Genomic DNA, 17,346 nt, shown 5'->3' with positions numbered 1-17,346 from the left:
TCACCCTTCGATTACGCTAATCTGGTACAAGTGTAAGGGGGAAAAACAAATGAAACAACGCAACCTTCGTGCGGGCGATATGGCGCTTATCGGCATGTTTGCCGCACTGATGGCCGTCGGCGCCAACATTACATCAATGGCTCCTTTTTTGCAAGTTGCGGGAATTCCGTTATCGCTGCAGCCTTTCTTTTGTCTGTTAGCCGCGATGCTTCTCGGCGCCAGACGGGCAGCCATTGCAATGACGGTATACGCATTGGCCGGACTCGCGGGGGCGCCTGTTTTCGCCCAATTCTCAGCAGGCTTTGCGCCGTTTATCGGAAAGAGCGGCGGATTTATTCTCGCTTACATCCCGGCGGCATTTGCAGCCGGATGGCTGCTGGAAAAAACAAAAAAACCCGGCCGCCTGCATTATGCATGGGCCTCTTTGATCGGTACCGCCGTCATTTATATCATTGGCACGACCTATACGTATATTGCGCTGAAATTATGGCTTCATGCTCCGATCAGCTACGGAATGGCCTGGTTTTACATGATATGGTTTTTCATAAAAGATATCGTTTTAGCACTGTTATTGGCATCAATCGCGCCTGCCGTATACAGGTCTATTCATAAAGCGACGGGGTTCAGCAGAAATCCGGCGTAAGATGTTCTCAGCATACAAAAAGGCTCCCCTTTCCGGGAGCCTTTTTTTTACAGGACAAGCGCGGCAATCCAGCCGAATATCACAAGCGGAATGTTATAGAAAATAAATGTCGGTACGCACGTATCCCAAATGTGGTGGTGCTGTCCGTCGGCGCTGAGGCCTGACGTCGGCCCGAGCGTACTGTCACTTGCAGGAGAACCCGCATCACCGACCGCGGCGGCCGCTCCGATTACGGCGATCGTCGCCATCGGGCTGAATCCGAGCTGAGCGCACAGCGGGACAAATATGGTCGTAATGACGGGTACGGTTGCAAATGATGATCCGATTCCCATCGTGATTAATAAACCGACCACCAGCATCAGGAGCGCGCCTAATGATTGGCTGTGGCCGATAAAGCCTGTTGATGCTTTGACCAAGGAAGCCACATCGCCCGTTTTATTCAATACATTTGAAAAACCGGCTGCAACAAGCATGACAAACCCGATAAAAGCCATCAGAATCATGCCGTCCGTGATCAGCTTATCCGCTTCATTGCGCTTCATGACTCCGCTGATAAACAGCGTAAACAAGCCGGCAAGCGCGCCCATGATCATACCTTCCACTCCGAGCACTTGTGACAGATAGAGCTGAACGGCAAGCGACACGGCAATGGAGATCAAGGCGATGGCAATGCTTTTTTTCGTATAAGGAGAAGACGATAGTCCGGCAATCTCCTTCGTCTCATATTTCTTCGGTTTCCGGAAGACGATGACGGCTAAAATTAAACCGACCGCCATCCCGGCCGTCGGGATGATTAAAGCATACGGGATATCACTGAGCGGCACCTTTAAACCGGCTGACGCCATATTATCTCTCAGCATCCCCTGGAAAATCTGTCCGAATCCGACAGGCAGAACGATATACGGCGCAGTCAGTCCGAATGTCATCACACACGCGATCAGCCTGCGGTCTATTTCAAGTTCGTTAAATATTTTTAAAAGCGGCGGAATCAATACAGGAATAAACGCAATGTGAACGGGCACCACGTTTTGCGAGAAACAGGATATGATTAAAATAATCAGTACGATTAACACTTTTGACAGTGCTTTTTTCCGCGAATCTTCCTTTTTTCCGATTAGTTTGACAGACGCTTCCACCATTGCATCGGGAAGCCCCGTCTTTGTCAGCGCCGCGGCAAATGCTCCGAGCAGCGCGTAGCTGACCGCGACGGTGGCATTTCCGCCGAGACCGTCCGTAAAAGCCTTCACCGTCTCTCCGAGGCCTAAGCCGCCGGTCAGCCCGCCGGCAAGCGCGCCGATCATTAAAGCTATAATAATATTGACACGCAGCAGGCTTAAGACGAGCATAAGCAGTACTGCGACAACAACAGCATTCATTGATGAGTCCCTCCAAAAATCCTTTAGTTTGCTAATGTAGTAGATAATTAAAGTTACCATATATTCTGCGCTTTAGTCAACTAAAGATTTTGGAAATCAAAAAACCCGCTGCATCAAGGCAGCGGGATGCTGTTATCTTTCGGGCGTAAAGCGCTCAGTCAAAACAGCCAACGTCCTTGCCATGACGCCTGTTGCACCGGCAGGGCCGAAGCATGTCGCTTTATTCGCCGTTGCGGTTCCCGCAATATCGAGATGAACCCACGGCGTGTTTTCCGCGAATTCACCAATGAATGCCCCCGCCATAATCGCGTGGCCTTCTCTTCCCGGAGAATTGTTCAAATCAGCCATCTGACTGTTTCTCACCCGTTTTTTATCCTTTTCTGTAATCGGAAGCTGCCAGATCGGCTCGCCGGATTCTTTCGCCGATTCCGCCACCTGTTCATAAAACGCGGCGTGATTAGTCATAGCGCCCGTCATTTCGTTCCCTAAGGCGACAATGACACCGCCCGTTAACGTTGCGACGTCTACGAGTACAGAGGCTCCGTGCTGCTTGGCGTATGTGATGCCGTCGGCAAGCACGAGACGCCCTTCCGCATCGGTGTTCAGGATCTCAATGGTTTTTCCGCTGAGCGAAACGATGACATCATCCGGCTTCATCGCATCGGACGAAATCATGTTGTCCGTAGACGGTATGACAGCGAGCACGTTTTGTTCAGGCCGCAGTTCGCCGATAATCTCCATTGCCCCTAATACCGAGGCGGCCCCTCCCATATCGCTTTTCATGCCGACAATGCCGGTTTTCGGTTTAATTGAATATCCGCCCGTATCAAAGGTAATTCCTTTACCGACCAGGCCGATGACGTCTTCCCACTGATCTTTGCCCTGATACTTCAGAACGATCATTTTCGGCGGTTCGGATGAGCCCTTGTTAACAGCAAGCAGCCCTCCCATGCCGAGCTCTTCCATTTCATCTTTTTCTAAAATTTCACACTCGAAATCGTATTTTGCCGCAAGCTCAGCGGCATATGACGCCAAATCAGTGGCCGTCAGCATATTACCCGGCATATTCACAAGCGTGCGGGCTGAATTCGTCCCTTGGCCGTATGCCGCGCCGACGTTCAGGCCGGCCTGCACTTCTCTCAGGTCTTCTTCGGTCACGGCGCAGACTGATTTCAGTTCCTGATCCGGCTCATTCGATTTATGTTTATAATCCTGCACTTCGTAAACCGCAAGCAGACAGCTTTCTGAAAGCGCATGAGCGGCATCGGCGGCAGGCACTTCACCGGAAACGAATGTATCGAGCAACACGGATACTTCCTGTTTTTTATCTTGATGAACCTGCTGAAATACTCGTGCAAAGCATTCTTTCGTATCTTCAAATGAATAATCCGCTTCTCTTCCCAGGCCGATAAAATAAATACGTTTCATACCGGTCGCAGCCGGAGGGTATACTTTTGATACACGATTGCGTTTGGCGGACACATCACCATCCTTCAACAGTTGGGTCAGATGACCGCCCAATTTATCATCCAATTCCTTCGTAAATCCGTTCAGCGTGCTTTTTTGAAAAAGACCGATGACCAGTGTTTCGGGATGCCGCAGTTGATCAGATGCATAAAACATGAGTACACACTCCTTATGTGGGTATTTGTTATGTAAAGTGGTATAATGAAAAAACATTTTTCATTGATTTTATTTTACCAAACTAAGGGCGTTTTCTGCAGTTTTTCGATACGATCGGAATCAGCAGATACAGAAAGGATGTCGCATATGGATGTACTTATGAATTTTCCTTTACTGGCGAGTTTTGCCGCCATTATTTTTGCCCAAGTTGTAAAAGTGCCTATTCAATTTATCGTATCCAAAAAACTTGACTGGTCTCTTGTGACGAGCACCGGCGGCATGCCGAGCTCCCATTCCGCCGCCGTCACCGCGCTGTCAACCGGAGTCGCTTTGGAACAGGGACTGGACTCGCCCCTGTTTGCAGTCGCCGCGATTTTCGCCGTCATTACGATGTTCGACGCTACAGGTGTCAGGCGGCATGCGGGTGAACAGGCGACGGTCATTAATAAACTGGTCATCGACTTTAATCGGTTTGTCAGCGAAGCGAAGGACTTTCAGAAAGCGGAAGAGAAGGAAAAACAGAAGAAACTGAAAGAACTGCTCGGCCATCAGCCGATTGAAGTGTTCTTCGGCGGCGTCACCGGTATTGTGCTGACATTGATTTTAGATTATTTCTTTATGTAAAAAACGCTTCAGCGGACGCTGAAGCGTTTTTATTCTTTTACCGTTTTGTATTGATTTCTGAACACTTGCAGCGACTTGGTTTCGTTCAGCTTTACAAGTTCGTCCTCGGTCACTGTGCCGTTCCCTTTTTTAACAATGTAGACCTCAAGTGTTTTTTTACCCCAATTGTTATAGACGTCCTTGACGGTGTCAAAGTAGAGGTCAAGGCGGCTGCCTTTAATTTTTGAGCCGGTATCGGCGACAACCCCGTAACCGTAATTCGGTATAAACAGGATCGTCCCGATCGGGAAAACAGACGGATCGGCCGCAACAGTTGAATATAAATCGCGTTTGACCTTCACGCCTGAATATGTAATTCCGTACTGCGGATGCCCGGGAGATTTTCCGGTAGATTCCGCTCCGGCGGTATAACCGGTGGCCGTCACCTTTTGTGACGGATAGCGTTCCCAGTCAAAAGCTTCTTCCAGCGGTTTTACCCTGCCTGATGCCTTCTGATCCGGATGATTCTGTAAGGATTGAAACGGAGTGCCGATGTTTTTCAAAACGGCGCCGCGATGTTCCGTCATCCAATTAGTCAGATCCTTTGCTTCAACACCGGTTATGGAAAAGTATGTCGCATGGCATGCGCCCAAAAAGAGCATGATCATGAATACGCGTCTGATTATCGTCAATCTGAAATCACTCTCCTCCGAGTCATTGTTCCCAACTCAGTGAGGTGCTATACAAAAAGCGCCGCGACACAAAAAAAGCTTTCTCGAATAAGAAAGCGGCTTAAAACATTTGATATCCTCTTTTTCTGAGCGCCTTTATGGCAATGCCTGACATGATGGCTCCCGCCAGTCCGCCCGCCAAAATCACGACATCCGCAACCGCTAATGACATGATGCGCTGAAACAGGCTTTGAAAGGATTCCCCCGGCGCCTGCACGTAACTGATCATCTTTTTATTGCTGATAATGAAAAGGCATACAATCGGATAGACAACAGCCATAATCCACGACATTCTAAGCAGCATGTTCAACAGAAAGCCTATGCCGAAAAACAGTACAAAAAATAGTACGATTGAGATCAGGACAACCGGCAAACTAATCACAAACATCCACCCCCTACAGCACTTTCAGTGTACCTCGGGGGCGGTAAAAAAGTCAACGTCTGGAAAAATCATTGTCTCTCTTTGCCGCTTCCCTGGCAGGAGGGACATGTTTCGGAGCCGCCAAGAAGCAATTGAAAATACCCTTTACCTGAGCAGAACGGACACGCCGCCGTGCTTTTTGCTGTCGTTTTCATGCGGATCACCCTTTTTCTTAATTTTCTGATAATATACCATATTTACTTGTCAAGCACCAAGTCAGAATATGTGACAAATCAACTCATGTAAGCGGAAACATTCATTTTTTTCTCTTACATGCTTTTTATAGCGCTCTTTTCTAAAAAAAGAGAAAACCCGCGGCCGCGGGTTTTCAGAAGAATTTAAACTTCCCTTTTTTCAGCGTCAGGCCCAGTCCGCCGATCATAAAGAGCGAGCGGTTGTCAATGACCTTTTTCATAAAGGACGCCGGCATGCCTTTGAGCTTCCTGCCGTATACGACTCCGACAGCGTTATGCTCACCGAGGGAGGCGACGGTTCCTTTAATGTCAGGCTTGAACTCTTCAAGCTGGCCTCCTTTAATCAAACCGCCCAGATTTTTGGCGACCGTTTCTCCTTGCTGCATCGCGATCTGAGCAGTCGGCGGGTACGGCCGTTCCGTCTCTTCATTGATAAAGAGCGAGCTGTCGCCGAGAATAAAAACGTCATCATGTCCCGGCGCCCGAAGATCAGGGTTGACCTTGACACGGCCGCGCATATTTTCAAAACCCGCTTCCTCCACGATCGGATGTCCGCGCACGCCCGCGGCCCAGACAACAGTCTGCGATTTGATTTCTTCCGGCTCTTCATCTTTCTTGCCGACTGTGACACCGTCTGCGCGGCATTCTTGAACCGCGGTGCCGATTTTAAATTCAACGCCTTTGCTCTCAAGGTATTGAACGGCGTAATCGACAAGCTCCGGATCAAATCCCGGCAAAACCGTCGGGGCGGCCTCGACACAGACGATCCGGACGAGACTTTCATCTATATCATAATATCTGCATAACTCCGGCTTGCGGTTCGCAAGTTCACCGAGAAATTCAATTCCCGTAAAGCCCGCTCCGCCGACAACGATGGTTAAGCGGTCAGGGCGTTTTTCAGCCTCCGTATTGTATGTCGCAAATTGGAGCTCAATATGGTCTTTCAGCTGGCGCGACGTATTAATATTCGCGATCGGAAAAGCGAATTCTTTTAAGCCTTTAATCCCGAATGTTTCAGGGACGGCGCCAAGCCCGATGACAAGATAATCATAAGGGATGTCCCCTTGTGAAAGCGTCACCTTTTTATTTTGCACATCTATCGCTTTTACGGTATCCTGCACAAATTTGACCCGTGATTCATTGATTACATCTTTTATTTGATATCTGCAGCGGTCATGATGCAGCGTTCCTGCGCTCGCTTCATGCATCCATGTCGTTTCATAATGATAATTGTGTTTATTGACCAAAGTAATGTCAGCGTCATTTGCCCCGATATGCTTCGGAAGCCTTGTTACTGTCATTAATCCACCATAACCTGCACCTAAAACCACGATTTTGGGTTTATTCAATGCCATCACATCCACCTTCTTTTTTTTGCTGTTAGACGCATAATCAAATCAACATTTGTATTAGCTTCAGCTTATTGGCGGGATTTTATGAAATGAAATATAAAATTTTTTAGAAAACCGCACATGTCTGCATATCACCATACTATCCGGAAGAATCAGAAAACATTCAGGAAAAAACAGATTGGAATTTGTCCCCATATTAGCGGCGGCCGCAATTTTTTTCAAGAATGAAGCGGCCGGGCGGTTTTCGGCACTCGTCATCCTTTTAAATTGTATGTTATAATTAATAACAATTTTCAATTAGGAGGCAATTTGGTATGCAAGAGGATTCAAAGGTTTATGATATTACGGTCATCGGCGGCGGCCCGGTCGGCCTGTTTACCGCTTTTTACGGGGGAATGAGACAGGCGAGCGTCAAAATCATCGAGAGCCTGCCTCAGCTTGGCGGCCAGCTCAGCGCGCTGTACCCTGAAAAATATATTTATGATGTAGCCGGATTCCCGAAAATCCGCGCCCAAGAACTTGTGAACAACTTAAAAGAGCAAATGGCAAAGTTCGATCAGACCATCTGCTTAGAGCAGGCCGTTGAATCTGTTGAAAAACAGGCGGACGGTGTGTTTAAGCTTGTCACGAATTCAGAAACGCATTATTCAAAAACGGTTATTATTACAGCGGGAAACGGCGCATTTAAGCCGAGAAAGCTTGAGCTGGAATCAGCGGAACAATATGAGGGCAAAAACCTGCACTACTTCATTGACGACCTCAATCAATTCGCAGGCAGACGCGTTGCCGTTCTGGGCGGCGGCGATTCCGCGGTGGACTGGGCGCTCATGCTTGAGCCGATCGCCAAAGAAGTCAGCATCATCCACCGCCGTGATAAATTCCGCGCGCATGAGCACAGTGTCGAAAACCTGCATAATTCTAAAGTCAACGTGCTGACACCGTTTGTTCCCGCTGAACTTGTCGGTGAAGACCGGATCGAACAGCTCGTTCTCGAAGAAGTGAAAGGCGACCGTAAAGAAATCATTGAAATTGATGACCTGATCGTAAACTACGGCTTTGTTTCTTCTCTCGGCCCGATTAAAAACTGGGGCCTTGAAATCGAGAAAAATTCCATCGTCGTCAAAAGCACAATGGAAACGAATATCGAAGGCTTCTTTGCCGCCGGAGATATCTGCACATATGAAGGCAAGGTCAAGCTGATCGCCAGCGGTTTCGGCGAAGCTCCGACAGCCGTGAACAACGCGAAGGCTTACATGGACCCGAAAGCGCGCGTCCAGCCTCTGCATTCTACAAGCATGTTTGAAAAATAATATAAAAAAGAGTCTGTGTCCTGCCGGCACAGACTCTTTTTTATTTAAACATCCAAATATAATTCATGACGGTTCCGACAACAAGCGCAATGACAAGCGCCGACACGACCCAAATCGTGCCTAAAATAATCCGGTCCTGAATTTTTTGGGCTTTCGGGCTGTGCCCGGGCTGTTTTTGTTCCACACCGGCCCCTCCCTTCTTCTGCAAATCTATCTATCGTAACAAATGTCTTACAACACCCAATACTACTATGATAACCAAACTGCAAATGGATGACAAGCTGACCGCATATGAGGCGGCATGAAATCATTTGACATTCCTGACAAAACAAAGTACATTATAAAAAGACGAACATTTTAATTTTATTTAATTCTATTATTCGCTTTTAGGGGTGTTATATATGGAAAATGTATTTGATTACGAAGATATTCAGCTGATTCCTGCAAAATGCATTGTTGAAAGCCGATCTGAATGTGATACATCAGTTACGTTGGGCGGACACACGTTTAAACTTCCGGTCGTACCGGCCAACATGCAGACGATTATAGATGAAAACATCGCGGCCTGGCTCGCGGAAAACGGGTATTTTTATATCATGCACCGCTTCGAGCCGGAAAAACGCCTGGCTTTTGTCCGGGATATGAAAGGGCGCGGACTGATTTCTTCCATCAGTGTCGGCGTGAAGGAAAATGATTATGAATTCATCCGGGAGCTGAAAGCACAGGAGCTTGTGCCGGATTATATTACCATTGATATCGCACACGGCCATTCCAATGCCGTGATCAGCATGATTCAATTTATTAAAGAACATGTCCCGGAAAGCTTTGTCATCGCAGGGAATGTCGGAACGCCTGAAGCCGTAAGGGAGCTGGAACGCGCGGGCGCTGACGCGACAAAAGTGGGAATCGGCCCCGGGAAAGTCTGCATCACCAAAATTAAAACCGGCTTCGGAACCGGCGGGTGGCAATTAGCCGCGCTTCGCTGGTGCGCAAAAGCGGCGAGCAAACCGATCATTGCTGACGGCGGCATCCGCACGCACGGCGATATCGCGAAATCCATCCGATTCGGCGCATCCATGGTCATGATCGGATCATTATTCGCCGGCCACGAAGAATCACCGGGACAAACGATCGAAATCGATGGAAAGCTGTACAAAGAATATTTCGGCTCCGCTTCTGAATTTCAAAAAGGCGAAAAGAAAAACGTCGAAGGCAAAAAAATGCATGTCGAACATAAAGGGTCTTTACAGGACACACTGATTGAAATGGAGCAGGATCTGCAATCTTCCATCTCTTACGCCGGCGGCAATACACTCGAAGCCATCCGCAATGTCGACTACGTGATCGTAAAAAACTCTATTTTCAACGGCGACAGATTTTAACACGCAGCATAGCCGCTCGAAGATAAAAAAAATGACATTCAATATGAATGTCATTTTTTTATTAAATACCGAAATAAAGAGCCGCACTGGCTAACAGATTAATCACAAAAATAAACAAAAAGATGTAACGAATGAATTTATTTTGCACCGGAGCAAATATAAAGAGATATAGTCCTGCCACCCCAAAAGTAAGAACAGGAAACAGCCACTCAAAGGATAAAGAAATGATATAACCGATAATCATAACAATCGGCACACCGATTAATGATAATTTACTTCTCATATGATTTCTGCCCCTTTTACTTAAAAATTGGTGTGATGTAAGCTTCAATAATGGCAGCGGCGATCAGCAGACAAATAATAAGCAGCACCAATATTCCAATATGCCTGAACATTGAAGCGATTATCTTTTTTTCCTTAGAAAAACACAGCCTGATGACCAATTCAACGCCCTTAAAACCAATGGCGCCACTTAATAATAACGCGGGAACTTCAAATATACCATGAGGAATTAGCAGTAAAAAAATCTGATAAAAAGGAACCCCGCTATGCACATTTTCTATAATAGAGCCGCTTAAAATAAACCCGTTGGTGAATAAATAAAAGATTGAGGTCAATCCAAAGGTAAAAAAACCCGCGGCTAAAAACAGACAAGCGATTGCATTGTTTTTCAGCAGTTCAACCGCGCCTGACGAGCCGTTGTAAGACGCTGATGAAACAAAGTGATCGGAAAAAAACGCAGCGATCACACCGCCTGAAAAAAACAGCAATGACGCGGTTAACGGAATGGCGGACGTCCTGATTGCCGGCAACATGCGGTTCATCATGTATAGATACTCTCAGCCAATTCTTCAATCTCTTCTAATGAATGCTCGGATGACTGATACTCCGCCGCAAAAACGCCCTCATGTATAATACCGATCGTATCGCACAGCGAATGTGCCAGCTCCAGCAGGTGAGTCGATAACAGGACCGTATTTCCCTGCTTGACGTACTCCTTTAATAACGTCCGTATCGTTTTACCGCTGATTAAATCAATGCCCGTCAGCGGCTCGTCAAGAATTAATATCTTTGGCTGATGAATGAGCGCGGCCGCAATTGATAATTTTTGTTTCATTCCGTGTGAATATGTTTTAATCAGCTGATTTCCGTCTTGAGCAAGCTTCAGCGTCTCTAACATATTCTTTATATAATCATTTGTCCGCTGAGACGGCACTTGAAACATCTCCGCTGTAAAACGCAAGTATTCGACTCCCGTTAAGTAATCATATAAAAAAGCATGGTCGGGCACAAAACCGATATCAGCCGATAGTTGCCCCCCCTCTTCTGAATCCAGTTCCTTGCCGTCAATCATGACGCGGCCTGAAGTCGGTTTAAGCAGGCCCGAAATGATTTTCAAAGTCGTTGTTTTCCCGACTCCATTAGTCCCCAGCAAAGCATAAATTGAGCCTTTTTTCACCTCAAACGAAATATCTTTCAACACCTGTTTTTCACTATAGTTTTTTTGTATATTCACTAATTTAATCATTGTTCGCAAACCTTTCCGCCATATTGATTCTGCGAAGAAACAGAAACATGACTCCATAGTTTAATAGTGTGAACAGGACAAAAATACCTGATGCAGAATGAATAAGCATCGTTTCAAGTTCCGGCTTTTTATAGATAAAATACGATGTGATCGCAGCGATTTGAAGCGACACAATGAAAATGAAAGAACTGTATAAGTTGTTATACGTCTTTGCTTTCCCCGCTTCTCCAATTTCGTACAGATGCTCCCAGTTTTTCTTAGGATACAGGGCGGTGCTTGAAATCTGGACAAGACTGTATAAAAAACCCGAACATAAAAACACAATAAACAAGTAGATCGTCAGCGCCGCAGAAGACGGAAAAAACACCGTAATCAAAATGGTGATGATGAACGAATAGATAAGAGCGGCGAGATTATAAATACATACTTTCGGAAACACCAGCTGCCACGCATGTTTGATATTCCGGTGAAACAAATGCTGATTTTTTATTTCCCCGTCCACTGATAATACTGTTTTGAGCGCATCTCCGACGAGCTGATACGAAAAGTTCGCAATGATAACCGCCGCAGACACGATGGCGGCTGCCGAATACCCGATAAAGTGATGCGATAAAAGCGGAATACAAAAACCTAAAAACAGCATGAACAAATACAGCATACTGCCGAAATTCCTGATAAAAAACCCGTCAATTCTCGATAAGAACAGGAGGTCCTTTTGAAAAACGGCATGAAATATTTTGTTATTTCTATATAATTTCAGCTTTGGCGCAAAATCTGCGTTTGTCAAAAACATATAAGGAATAAGGTCCATTTTCTTCAGGGTGGCCGACCACAGTTTAAACATTCCCGCCGTTAAAAGGACGCCGGCCGCAAACACCGCAGCGAAAACGAGCACGGAATGTGAGCGGAATGCTAACCATACATACGGCGTATTCATGAGGATGTTCCGGAAAGCCGGTGACTCCGTAAAGCTAGAAATATCCTTTGCGGTATACTCCCCAAACACGAGAAGATAAACGGCATACCCGACTGCAAGCGGAACCAGCAGGCTGACGCTGAATAAAATGCCTTTCATGATTTTCAAGTAAAACAATTTGCTCCACATATTTGTAAGAAGATAAACAACATAAGAAAACAGCATAGATAAAAATAAATTGAGAAGAAAATAAACGAAGCCCAAGAAAAATACGATGATCGCCGCAGACCCGGTCATGCCTGCGCTTGATAAAAACAAAAAGACCGGAAAAACAAAAAGATACCATACGAAAATGGTTTTTTTGATCGCCTGGCCGGCAAAAACAGAAAACAGCTGTAAAAAACGAACCTTTTTTAATTGATGAATAACCTTGCGCGTATCCAGCAGAAAGGCATTGTGATGTTCTTTAAAGAAGCCGGCAGCCCAAAAAAGCTGCTCAAGTGAAACGGCGATTAAAACAAATTGCCCCCATGCGCTGAGGGGCAGCTGAATCAGTTTTGTCCCGAATACAACACCGCATCCCAGGAAAACGAGATATAAACATAACAGAGAAATAATAATGGCAGACAGCAGTTTGCTGTTGAGTTGAGGAATGCCCCAATCTTCCTTTCTTTTTCGAAACGATGACAGGGTATTATATTTGATAAGAGCCGCAATTTGTTTGACTATCATACTTTCAATCCTTACATATGTATTTGGGAGAGAGGCTCTTTTTGCAGCTTGTACAAAAAGAGCAATTATTTATTGATCGATTTTACCAAGCAGCTGCGTATTTTTTGCCGTATTTCTTAATCATTGTTTTTGCTGTTGCAACGATTGCATAAGAAATCGCGCCTGCGCCTGTAACGATACCGATAAGAGAAATGATAGAAGCAATTGTTGATGCCGCATCAATAATATCAATTGCTTTTTTAGCTGCTGCTGTAGAGATGCCGAGAGTAGAAGCTAATTCAGCATTGGCTGAGAATGCATGAGCCGCCGCCACGTTTAATTCAGTTCCCGTTAATAATAGTGCATAAACCAATGTTGCTGCAGCAAGAGCCGCGCCAAACAAAATGAAAGACTTTTTATTAGATTTTACTAAGTTCATCATAACATCTCCCTACTCTGTTTTTTTAATTTATAATAAAATTCAGCTTAATTGACTCTCTCCCGAGCTAAATTTTATCCGCCATAAAATAGTTTAAAAAAATAGTAAAGAGTTTTAGTAAAACAAAACATCCAGTCAAAATGATTCTCTTGCCTTTACTGAGATCGGTCAGTTTTCCTGCGGCAGCATAAAGAGCCGCGATTGATATGAGCAGAAATGGGTCCAGCAGCTGCAGACTCAAGCTGGTGCCGCCGGCAGAATATATAAGCGAGGAATCAGCCGTTAAGTAGTTAACAACTGAAAGAATCAACATTTTAAATGCCGAGATTAAAGAAGTCAGCGTATATAGAAGCAAATAATTTTTTTTCGGTTTCTTTGTGCCGAGAATAAAAGCGGCAACGAATAACAGAAATCCGCCTATCAGAATTTCCACAAAAGTTGTGAAGATCATAAATCCTTGCAGAAACATGACAATCGTACGAACACTTTTCTCCCCGATATCGTAGGTACTTTCTCCGACGGAAGAATAATACGACTGCAGAACTTTATCTGAAATACTGAATTGGAAGAGTAATGAACAGATCAAAATGATGAAAAAAGAACTTAAAAATATTTTTTTATTGCTCAATTGACCTATCATATTATCATCCTTTTCTTACAAAATAAATTAACTATTCTATACTTTTACAATTTAGTTTAATCCTATCAAAAAATCAATATCCTTTCGAAAAATATGACTTTAGAACGTGTTGACAATGAGCACATCTTTCAGAGTTTTCAGTTCTATATACCCTTTATTTTTTTTTGAATTTGCAAATAGTATGATTCAAACAATTGATTTGAAGTTTTAGGAAGAACCTGTCGAAAGAGACGAAGGATATAAAAAAGGAGGATATCGTCATGTATCCTCCGGATGTATGATCGCCAGCACCTGATGATCTTCCCATTTTCCATTTATTTTTACATTTTTTCTCGCAATGCCTTCTTTATGAAAGCCAGCTTTTTCGAGCACCCGGATTGACGCCTTATTGTGCGGCATGACTCCGGCTTCTATCCGATGCAGTTTCAGCTCATTGAATGCATAATCGACTGCCAGCTTGACAGCCTTCGTCGCATAGCCTTTCCCGTTATGTTTGCCATCTAAAAAATAACCGATAAAAGCGCTTTGGAGGGAACCCCGAACCACCTGAAAAAGGCTGATCGTGCCAATCAGGGTCTGATCCTGAAGAAAAATGCCGAAGCTGTATTCTGTGTCATTTTCCGCATTCTTCAGTGATTGTTCAATTCGTTTTTTCCGGCCTTCCAGCGTATAAAAATCCTCTTGTCTCGACATGGCAAACCGTTCAAAAAACATGCGGTTTTCCGTCTGCAAAACCAGTTCCTGCTCTGCATCATTCAGGCTGAGCGGCCTGATATCAACGCTGTTTCCTTCCTGCACATGTATCGCCGTCCTTTTGTTTTGGTTTTTTAATTGCCTCTCACCCATGTGATACGGTACGCTTTATTGCATCAATAAAATTCCAAGACTTTACATTCACCTTTCCTTTCGTGACCTATGTCTGATGTGAGTAACCGAAACGGAATCACAAGGTTCTTTTGTTGACTTAAACCGTGCTTTAAGCCGTATCATCATATTGTGACGAGGAAAGAATAGTTTTGGCGGGTTTCCCGATGATCTAAAAATCAATTTTACAGAATCACTGCTGTCTTATTTCATGCCTATTTGCGGGATGAATATATTGATTGGATCAAAGCTGAAATGTTATCTAAGAAGTATGAAACAATCGGAAAAGAGGAGTTAATATGAAACTGACGGGAAATACAATACTGATTACAGGCGGAAATGCCGGAATAGGATTGGCTTTCGCAGAACGGTTTTTAAAAGCGGGAAATAAAGTCATTGTGACCGGACGGCGTGAGCACGCTCTTCAAAAAGCAAAGGAAACATTCCCGGATCTTATTACATATGTCAGTGATTTGAGCATTCCATCTGAACGTATATCACTGTTTGATTGGGTGAAAGAAAATTATCCGGAAGTGAATGTGTTAGTAAACAACGCGGGGATTCAACAACGTTTTCACGTGCTGAAAGCGGATGCGAAGGACAATTGGGACTATTTCAATAAAGAAATCACAACGAACATTGAAGCTCCCTTCCACCTGTCTATGCTGTTCGCTCCGTTTTTTGCCGAAAAAAAAGATGCGGCTGTCATTAACGTCTCTTCGGGATTGGCTTTTACACCGCTTGCTATTGCACCGATCTATTCAGCAACGAAAGCAGCGCTTCATTCATTTACAATGAGTCTGAGACATCAGCTTTCTGATTCATCTGTAGAAGTGATTGAAGTTGCGCCTCCGGCGGTGAATACAGATTTAGGCGGAGCAGGGCTGCATACTCAAGGAGAACCGCTGGATGAATTCGCTGATGGGATTTTTAAAGGACTGAAAGAGGGCAAACTAGAAATCGGATATGGTTCTTCAGCGGAACGGCTGCGCATGTCACGGGATAAAGCCGATGAACATACGGCAAATATGTACAATGCAATGAAACATACAATTGAATAACATCTTTAAAAAAGCAAAACCCGCTTCTGTTGAGCGGGTTTTATTTTTATTAAACAGATAAACGCCTTTCTTAACAATGGTGCAAGCGCCATCGAAAAGAAAGACGTCTTATTTTTTCATCCTAAGAATGGCGGGTTGACCCTTAGCACTCTTCCGGCGTACCGGCGTTTTTGGCCGTGCGGAAAGATGAACCGCAGCCGCAGGAAGCGATGGCGTTCGGGTTGTCAATGGTGAAACCGCCGCCCATCATGGACTGTTTGAAGTCAATGATCGTGCCGGTCATGATATCGAGGCTTTCGCTGTCGACCAAGACGGTGATTCCGTGCTGTTCAAACATGCTGTCTTTTTCGCCTTTTTCATGCTCAAATCCCATCCCGTAAGACAGGCCGCTGCAGCCGCCGCCTTTTACGCCCACACGAAGGAACGCGTTTTCTTCTTCATGCTCTTTCATCATATCTTTTATATGCAAAGCCGCTGCTTCAGTGATGGTTACTGGAACACTCATAGGTAGACCTCCTTTTTTAAAAACAATGCTGATATCTATTATAAACCTTGAGGAGAGTATTTCTCAAACGAGCTGTTTACAAATAAAAGACGCCGCTGCATACGGTTTCGGCGGGTCCCGTCATCAGCACGTGCCCGTTGTCCTGCCAATTAATCACAAGGTCGCCTCCCGCTAAATGAACGGTGATATCCCGGTTTCGTTCGGAAACACCGTTCAATACGGATGCGACAGCCGCCGCACAGGCGCCTGTTCCGCAAGCCTGCGTAATGCCGGAGCCGCGTTCCCATACGCGGAAATGAAGTTCATCGGCGCTGACGGTTTCCACAAATTCGACATTGACGCCTTCCGGAAATCTCGGGTCTTTTTCAATGACGGGGCCGAGCGTTGTAAGAGGCGCTTGATTGATATCCGCAACCGGAAAAACAATATGAGGGTTTCCCATTGATACGGCTGTTCCGGAAAGCTCCGTTTCTCCAAAAACAAAGGTTTCATCGATCGTCCGCTCATCTTCATTGCCGAGCATCGGCAGCTCTTTTTTGGTGAGGCGCGGTTCGCCCATATCAACGGCGACTTCACGCACAATCCCGTTGTCCTCTGTAATGTCTGCTTTCACAAGACCTGAAAGCGTCTCAATGAAAAAGGACGTTTTTTCTGTCAGCTTATGTTCGTATGCGTACTTTGCCACACAGCGAAGGCCGTTGCCGCAATTTTTCCCTTCTGAGCCGTCATTATTAAAAATCCGCATTTTGACGGGCGCTTTTTTTGACGGACAGATGAGGATCATTCCGTCAGAGCCGATGCCCGTGTGAATGCTGGACACTTTAACGGCAATCTCAGCCAGCCGTTCTTCCGGCAGCTGTTCTTCAAATTGATTTACATATATATAACTGTTTCCAAGACCGTGCATCTTGGTAAAACGGAATGAATTCATATCGGCCTCCAACTTTTTTTCTTTTACTTAGTATAAAAGCTCTTCTGCTCGGACACAATACAAATATCCCCCGTTTTTCATACATAAAAGCTCCCTGCATATGCAGGGAGCTTTTA

The 17,346-nt window shown here is 45.3% G+C and carries 21 protein-coding genes; 5 read left to right on the top strand and 16 right to left on the bottom strand.

Going from position 1 to position 17,346, the window contains the following annotated elements; translation table 11 throughout:
* Nucleotides 1-49: 49 nt before the first annotated feature.
* Nucleotides 50-643, top strand: a complete 594-nt coding sequence (locus G9F75_RS15690) for a biotin transporter BioY (RefSeq protein ID WP_007408702.1) — start codon at nucleotides 50-52, stop codon at nucleotides 641-643.
* Nucleotides 644-690: 47 nt separating this feature from the next.
* Here G9F75_RS15690 and G9F75_RS15685 read toward each other — a convergent pair whose 3' ends face one another.
* Together G9F75_RS15685 and G9F75_RS15680 are read right to left on the bottom strand one after the other, a co-directional pair.
* Complete coding sequence (locus tag G9F75_RS15685) at nucleotides 691-2,019, bottom strand: Na+/H+ antiporter NhaC family protein (RefSeq protein ID WP_007613482.1); 1,329 nt, start codon at nucleotides 2,017-2,019, stop codon at nucleotides 691-693.
* A 132-nt stretch (nucleotides 2,020-2,151) separates the two neighbouring features.
* Nucleotides 2,152-3,642: a leucyl aminopeptidase gene (locus tag G9F75_RS15680; protein WP_167409223.1), complete on the bottom strand. Its 1,491-nt coding sequence runs from the start codon at nucleotides 3,640-3,642 to the stop codon at nucleotides 2,152-2,154.
* Between the two features lie 147 nt (nucleotides 3,643-3,789).
* Between G9F75_RS15680 and G9F75_RS15675 the strand changes: the two genes are divergently transcribed.
* Complete coding sequence (locus G9F75_RS15675) at nucleotides 3,790-4,266, top strand: divergent PAP2 family protein (RefSeq protein WP_021495380.1); 477 nt, start codon at nucleotides 3,790-3,792, stop codon at nucleotides 4,264-4,266.
* 29 nt (nucleotides 4,267-4,295) lie between these two features.
* Here G9F75_RS15675 and G9F75_RS15670 read toward each other — a convergent pair whose 3' ends face one another.
* The 4 genes from G9F75_RS15670 to G9F75_RS15655 all read right to left on the bottom strand — a co-directional run bounded on the left by G9F75_RS15670 (nucleotide 4,296) and on the right by G9F75_RS15655 (nucleotide 6,946).
* Nucleotides 4,296-4,937: a 3D domain-containing protein gene (locus tag G9F75_RS15670; RefSeq protein WP_167409222.1), complete on the bottom strand. Its 642-nt coding sequence runs from the start codon at nucleotides 4,935-4,937 to the stop codon at nucleotides 4,296-4,298.
* Between the two features lie 100 nt (nucleotides 4,938-5,037).
* On the bottom strand, nucleotides 5,038-5,358 hold the full coding sequence (locus tag G9F75_RS15665) for a YuiB family protein (RefSeq protein ID WP_003151989.1): 321 nt from the start codon (nucleotides 5,356-5,358) through the stop codon (nucleotides 5,038-5,040).
* Nucleotides 5,359-5,426: 68 nt separating this feature from the next.
* Nucleotides 5,427-5,552, bottom strand: a complete 126-nt coding sequence (locus tag G9F75_RS15660; protein WP_167409221.1) for a YuiA family protein — start codon at nucleotides 5,550-5,552, stop codon at nucleotides 5,427-5,429.
* 173 nt (nucleotides 5,553-5,725) lie between these two features.
* The gene (locus tag G9F75_RS15655) at nucleotides 5,726-6,946 is read right to left on the bottom strand and encodes an NAD(P)/FAD-dependent oxidoreductase (protein WP_007408709.1); all 1,221 of its coding nucleotides are present in this window, start codon (nucleotides 6,944-6,946) and stop codon (nucleotides 5,726-5,728) included.
* A 311-nt stretch (nucleotides 6,947-7,257) separates the two neighbouring features.
* Between G9F75_RS15655 and yumC the strand changes: the two genes are divergently transcribed.
* Nucleotides 7,258-8,253 (top strand): ferredoxin--NADP reductase 2, encoded by a 996-nt coding sequence (gene yumC, locus G9F75_RS15650; protein ID WP_007613496.1) that lies wholly within the window; start codon nucleotides 7,258-7,260, stop codon nucleotides 8,251-8,253.
* A gap of 40 nt (nucleotides 8,254-8,293) precedes the next feature.
* Here yumC and G9F75_RS15645 read toward each other — a convergent pair whose 3' ends face one another.
* Nucleotides 8,294-8,437 carry a hypothetical protein gene (locus tag G9F75_RS15645; RefSeq protein ID WP_003151982.1) on the bottom strand — a complete coding sequence of 48 codons (144 nt, stop codon included), beginning with the start codon at nucleotides 8,435-8,437 and terminating at the stop codon, nucleotides 8,294-8,296.
* A 217-nt stretch (nucleotides 8,438-8,654) separates the two neighbouring features.
* On the opposite strand from G9F75_RS15645, the gene guaC reads away from it, so the two are divergent.
* A complete protein-coding gene (guaC, locus tag G9F75_RS15640; RefSeq protein WP_167409220.1) occupies nucleotides 8,655-9,635 on the top strand; it encodes a GMP reductase in 981 nt (326 codons plus the stop codon).
* 61 nt (nucleotides 9,636-9,696) lie between these two features.
* On the opposite strand, the gene G9F75_RS15635 is transcribed toward guaC, so the two are convergent.
* The 7 genes from G9F75_RS15635 to G9F75_RS15605 all read right to left on the bottom strand — a co-directional run bounded on the left by G9F75_RS15635 (nucleotide 9,697) and on the right by G9F75_RS15605 (nucleotide 14,715).
* Nucleotides 9,697-9,918, bottom strand: coding sequence for a DUF5970 family protein (locus tag G9F75_RS15635; RefSeq protein WP_003151978.1), 222 nt, complete (start codon nucleotides 9,916-9,918; stop codon nucleotides 9,697-9,699).
* Nucleotides 9,919-9,934: 16 nt separating this feature from the next.
* Entirely contained in the window at nucleotides 9,935-10,462 is a 528-nt protein-coding gene (locus G9F75_RS15630; RefSeq protein ID WP_167409219.1) for a stage II sporulation protein M, read from the bottom strand.
* Nucleotides 10,459-11,163 carry an ABC transporter ATP-binding protein gene (locus G9F75_RS15625; protein ID WP_017419446.1) on the bottom strand — a complete coding sequence of 235 codons (705 nt, stop codon included), beginning with the start codon at nucleotides 11,161-11,163 and terminating at the stop codon, nucleotides 10,459-10,461. Before G9F75_RS15625 ends, G9F75_RS15630 begins: the two co-directional genes overlap by 4 nt.
* The gene (locus G9F75_RS15620) at nucleotides 11,156-12,811 is read right to left on the bottom strand and encodes a hypothetical protein (protein WP_014418787.1); all 1,656 of its coding nucleotides are present in this window, start codon (nucleotides 12,809-12,811) and stop codon (nucleotides 11,156-11,158) included. Before G9F75_RS15620 ends, G9F75_RS15625 begins: the two co-directional genes overlap by 8 nt.
* Nucleotides 12,812-12,893: 82 nt before the next feature.
* Nucleotides 12,894-13,229: an uberolysin/carnocyclin family circular bacteriocin gene (locus G9F75_RS15615; protein ID WP_003151973.1), complete on the bottom strand. Its 336-nt coding sequence runs from the start codon at nucleotides 13,227-13,229 to the stop codon at nucleotides 12,894-12,896.
* Nucleotides 13,230-13,296: 67 nt separating this feature from the next.
* Nucleotides 13,297-13,869, bottom strand: a complete 573-nt coding sequence (locus G9F75_RS15610) for a hypothetical protein (protein ID WP_021495383.1) — start codon at nucleotides 13,867-13,869, stop codon at nucleotides 13,297-13,299.
* Between the two features lie 258 nt (nucleotides 13,870-14,127).
* A complete protein-coding gene (locus G9F75_RS15605) occupies nucleotides 14,128-14,715 on the bottom strand; it encodes a GNAT family N-acetyltransferase (protein ID WP_052018772.1) in 588 nt (195 codons plus the stop codon).
* 317 nt (nucleotides 14,716-15,032) lie between these two features.
* Here G9F75_RS15605 and G9F75_RS15600 point away from each other — a divergent pair, with 317 nt between their 5' ends.
* The gene (locus G9F75_RS15600) at nucleotides 15,033-15,794 is read left to right on the top strand and encodes an SDR family oxidoreductase (protein WP_017419451.1); all 762 of its coding nucleotides are present in this window, start codon (nucleotides 15,033-15,035) and stop codon (nucleotides 15,792-15,794) included.
* Nucleotides 15,795-15,936: 142 nt separating this feature from the next.
* Here G9F75_RS15600 and G9F75_RS15595 read toward each other — a convergent pair whose 3' ends face one another.
* Both G9F75_RS15595 and dapF read right to left on the bottom strand, forming a co-directional pair.
* The gene (locus G9F75_RS15595; protein WP_003151967.1) at nucleotides 15,937-16,299 is read right to left on the bottom strand and encodes a HesB/IscA family protein; all 363 of its coding nucleotides are present in this window, start codon (nucleotides 16,297-16,299) and stop codon (nucleotides 15,937-15,939) included.
* A 76-nt stretch (nucleotides 16,300-16,375) separates the two neighbouring features.
* On the bottom strand, nucleotides 16,376-17,230 hold the full coding sequence (dapF, locus tag G9F75_RS15590; RefSeq protein ID WP_167409218.1) for a diaminopimelate epimerase: 855 nt from the start codon (nucleotides 17,228-17,230) through the stop codon (nucleotides 16,376-16,378).
* Nucleotides 17,231-17,346 lie beyond the last annotated feature (116 nt).

Origin of the sequence: Bacillus sp. EKM208B, assembly GCF_011800725.1 — a bacterium.
GTDB classification, from domain to species: Bacteria; Bacillota; Bacilli; order Bacillales; family Bacillaceae; genus Bacillus; species Bacillus velezensis.
The sequence above is the reverse complement of the archived record's forward strand: the minus strand, read 5'-3'. Positions and strand labels throughout refer to the sequence as shown.

Coding starts and splice junctions, on each gene's coding strand:
- G9F75_RS15600 (WP_017419451.1), top strand. CDS start 15,033: ATGAAACTGACGGGAAATACAATACTGATTACAGGCGGAAATGCCGGA.
- G9F75_RS15690 (WP_007408702.1), top strand. CDS start 50: ATGAAACAACGCAACCTTCGTGCGGGCGATATGGCGCTTATCGGCATG.
- G9F75_RS15655 (WP_007408709.1), bottom strand. CDS start 6,946: ATGGCATTGAATAAACCCAAAATCGTGGTTTTAGGTGCAGGTTATGGT.
- dapF (WP_167409218.1), bottom strand. CDS start 17,230: ATGAATTCATTCCGTTTTACCAAGATGCACGGTCTTGGAAACAGTTAT.
- G9F75_RS15660 (WP_167409221.1), bottom strand. CDS start 5,552: ATGAAAACGACAGCAAAAAGCACGGCGGCGTGTCCGTTCTGCTCAGGT.
- G9F75_RS15615 (WP_003151973.1), bottom strand. CDS start 13,229: ATGAACTTAGTAAAATCTAATAAAAAGTCTTTCATTTTGTTTGGCGCG.
- G9F75_RS15685 (WP_007613482.1), bottom strand. CDS start 2,019: ATGAATGCTGTTGTTGTCGCAGTACTGCTTATGCTCGTCTTAAGCCTG.
- G9F75_RS15595 (WP_003151967.1), bottom strand. CDS start 16,299: ATGAGTGTTCCAGTAACCATCACTGAAGCAGCGGCTTTGCATATAAAA.
- G9F75_RS15680 (WP_167409223.1), bottom strand. CDS start 3,642: ATGTTTTATGCATCTGATCAACTGCGGCATCCCGAAACACTGGTCATC.
- G9F75_RS15605 (WP_052018772.1), bottom strand. CDS start 14,715: ATGGGTGAGAGGCAATTAAAAAACCAAAACAAAAGGACGGCGATACAT.
- G9F75_RS15675 (WP_021495380.1), top strand. CDS start 3,790: ATGGATGTACTTATGAATTTTCCTTTACTGGCGAGTTTTGCCGCCATT.
- G9F75_RS15635 (WP_003151978.1), bottom strand. CDS start 9,918: ATGAGAAGTAAATTATCATTAATCGGTGTGCCGATTGTTATGATTATC.
- yumC (WP_007613496.1), top strand. CDS start 7,258: ATGCAAGAGGATTCAAAGGTTTATGATATTACGGTCATCGGCGGCGGC.
- G9F75_RS15625 (WP_017419446.1), bottom strand. CDS start 11,163: ATGATTAAATTAGTGAATATACAAAAAAACTATAGTGAAAAACAGGTG.
- guaC (WP_167409220.1), top strand. CDS start 8,655: ATGGAAAATGTATTTGATTACGAAGATATTCAGCTGATTCCTGCAAAA.
- G9F75_RS15620 (WP_014418787.1), bottom strand. CDS start 12,811: ATGATAGTCAAACAAATTGCGGCTCTTATCAAATATAATACCCTGTCA.
- G9F75_RS15630 (WP_167409219.1), bottom strand. CDS start 10,462: ATGATGAACCGCATGTTGCCGGCAATCAGGACGTCCGCCATTCCGTTA.
- G9F75_RS15610 (WP_021495383.1), bottom strand. CDS start 13,869: ATGATAGGTCAATTGAGCAATAAAAAAATATTTTTAAGTTCTTTTTTC.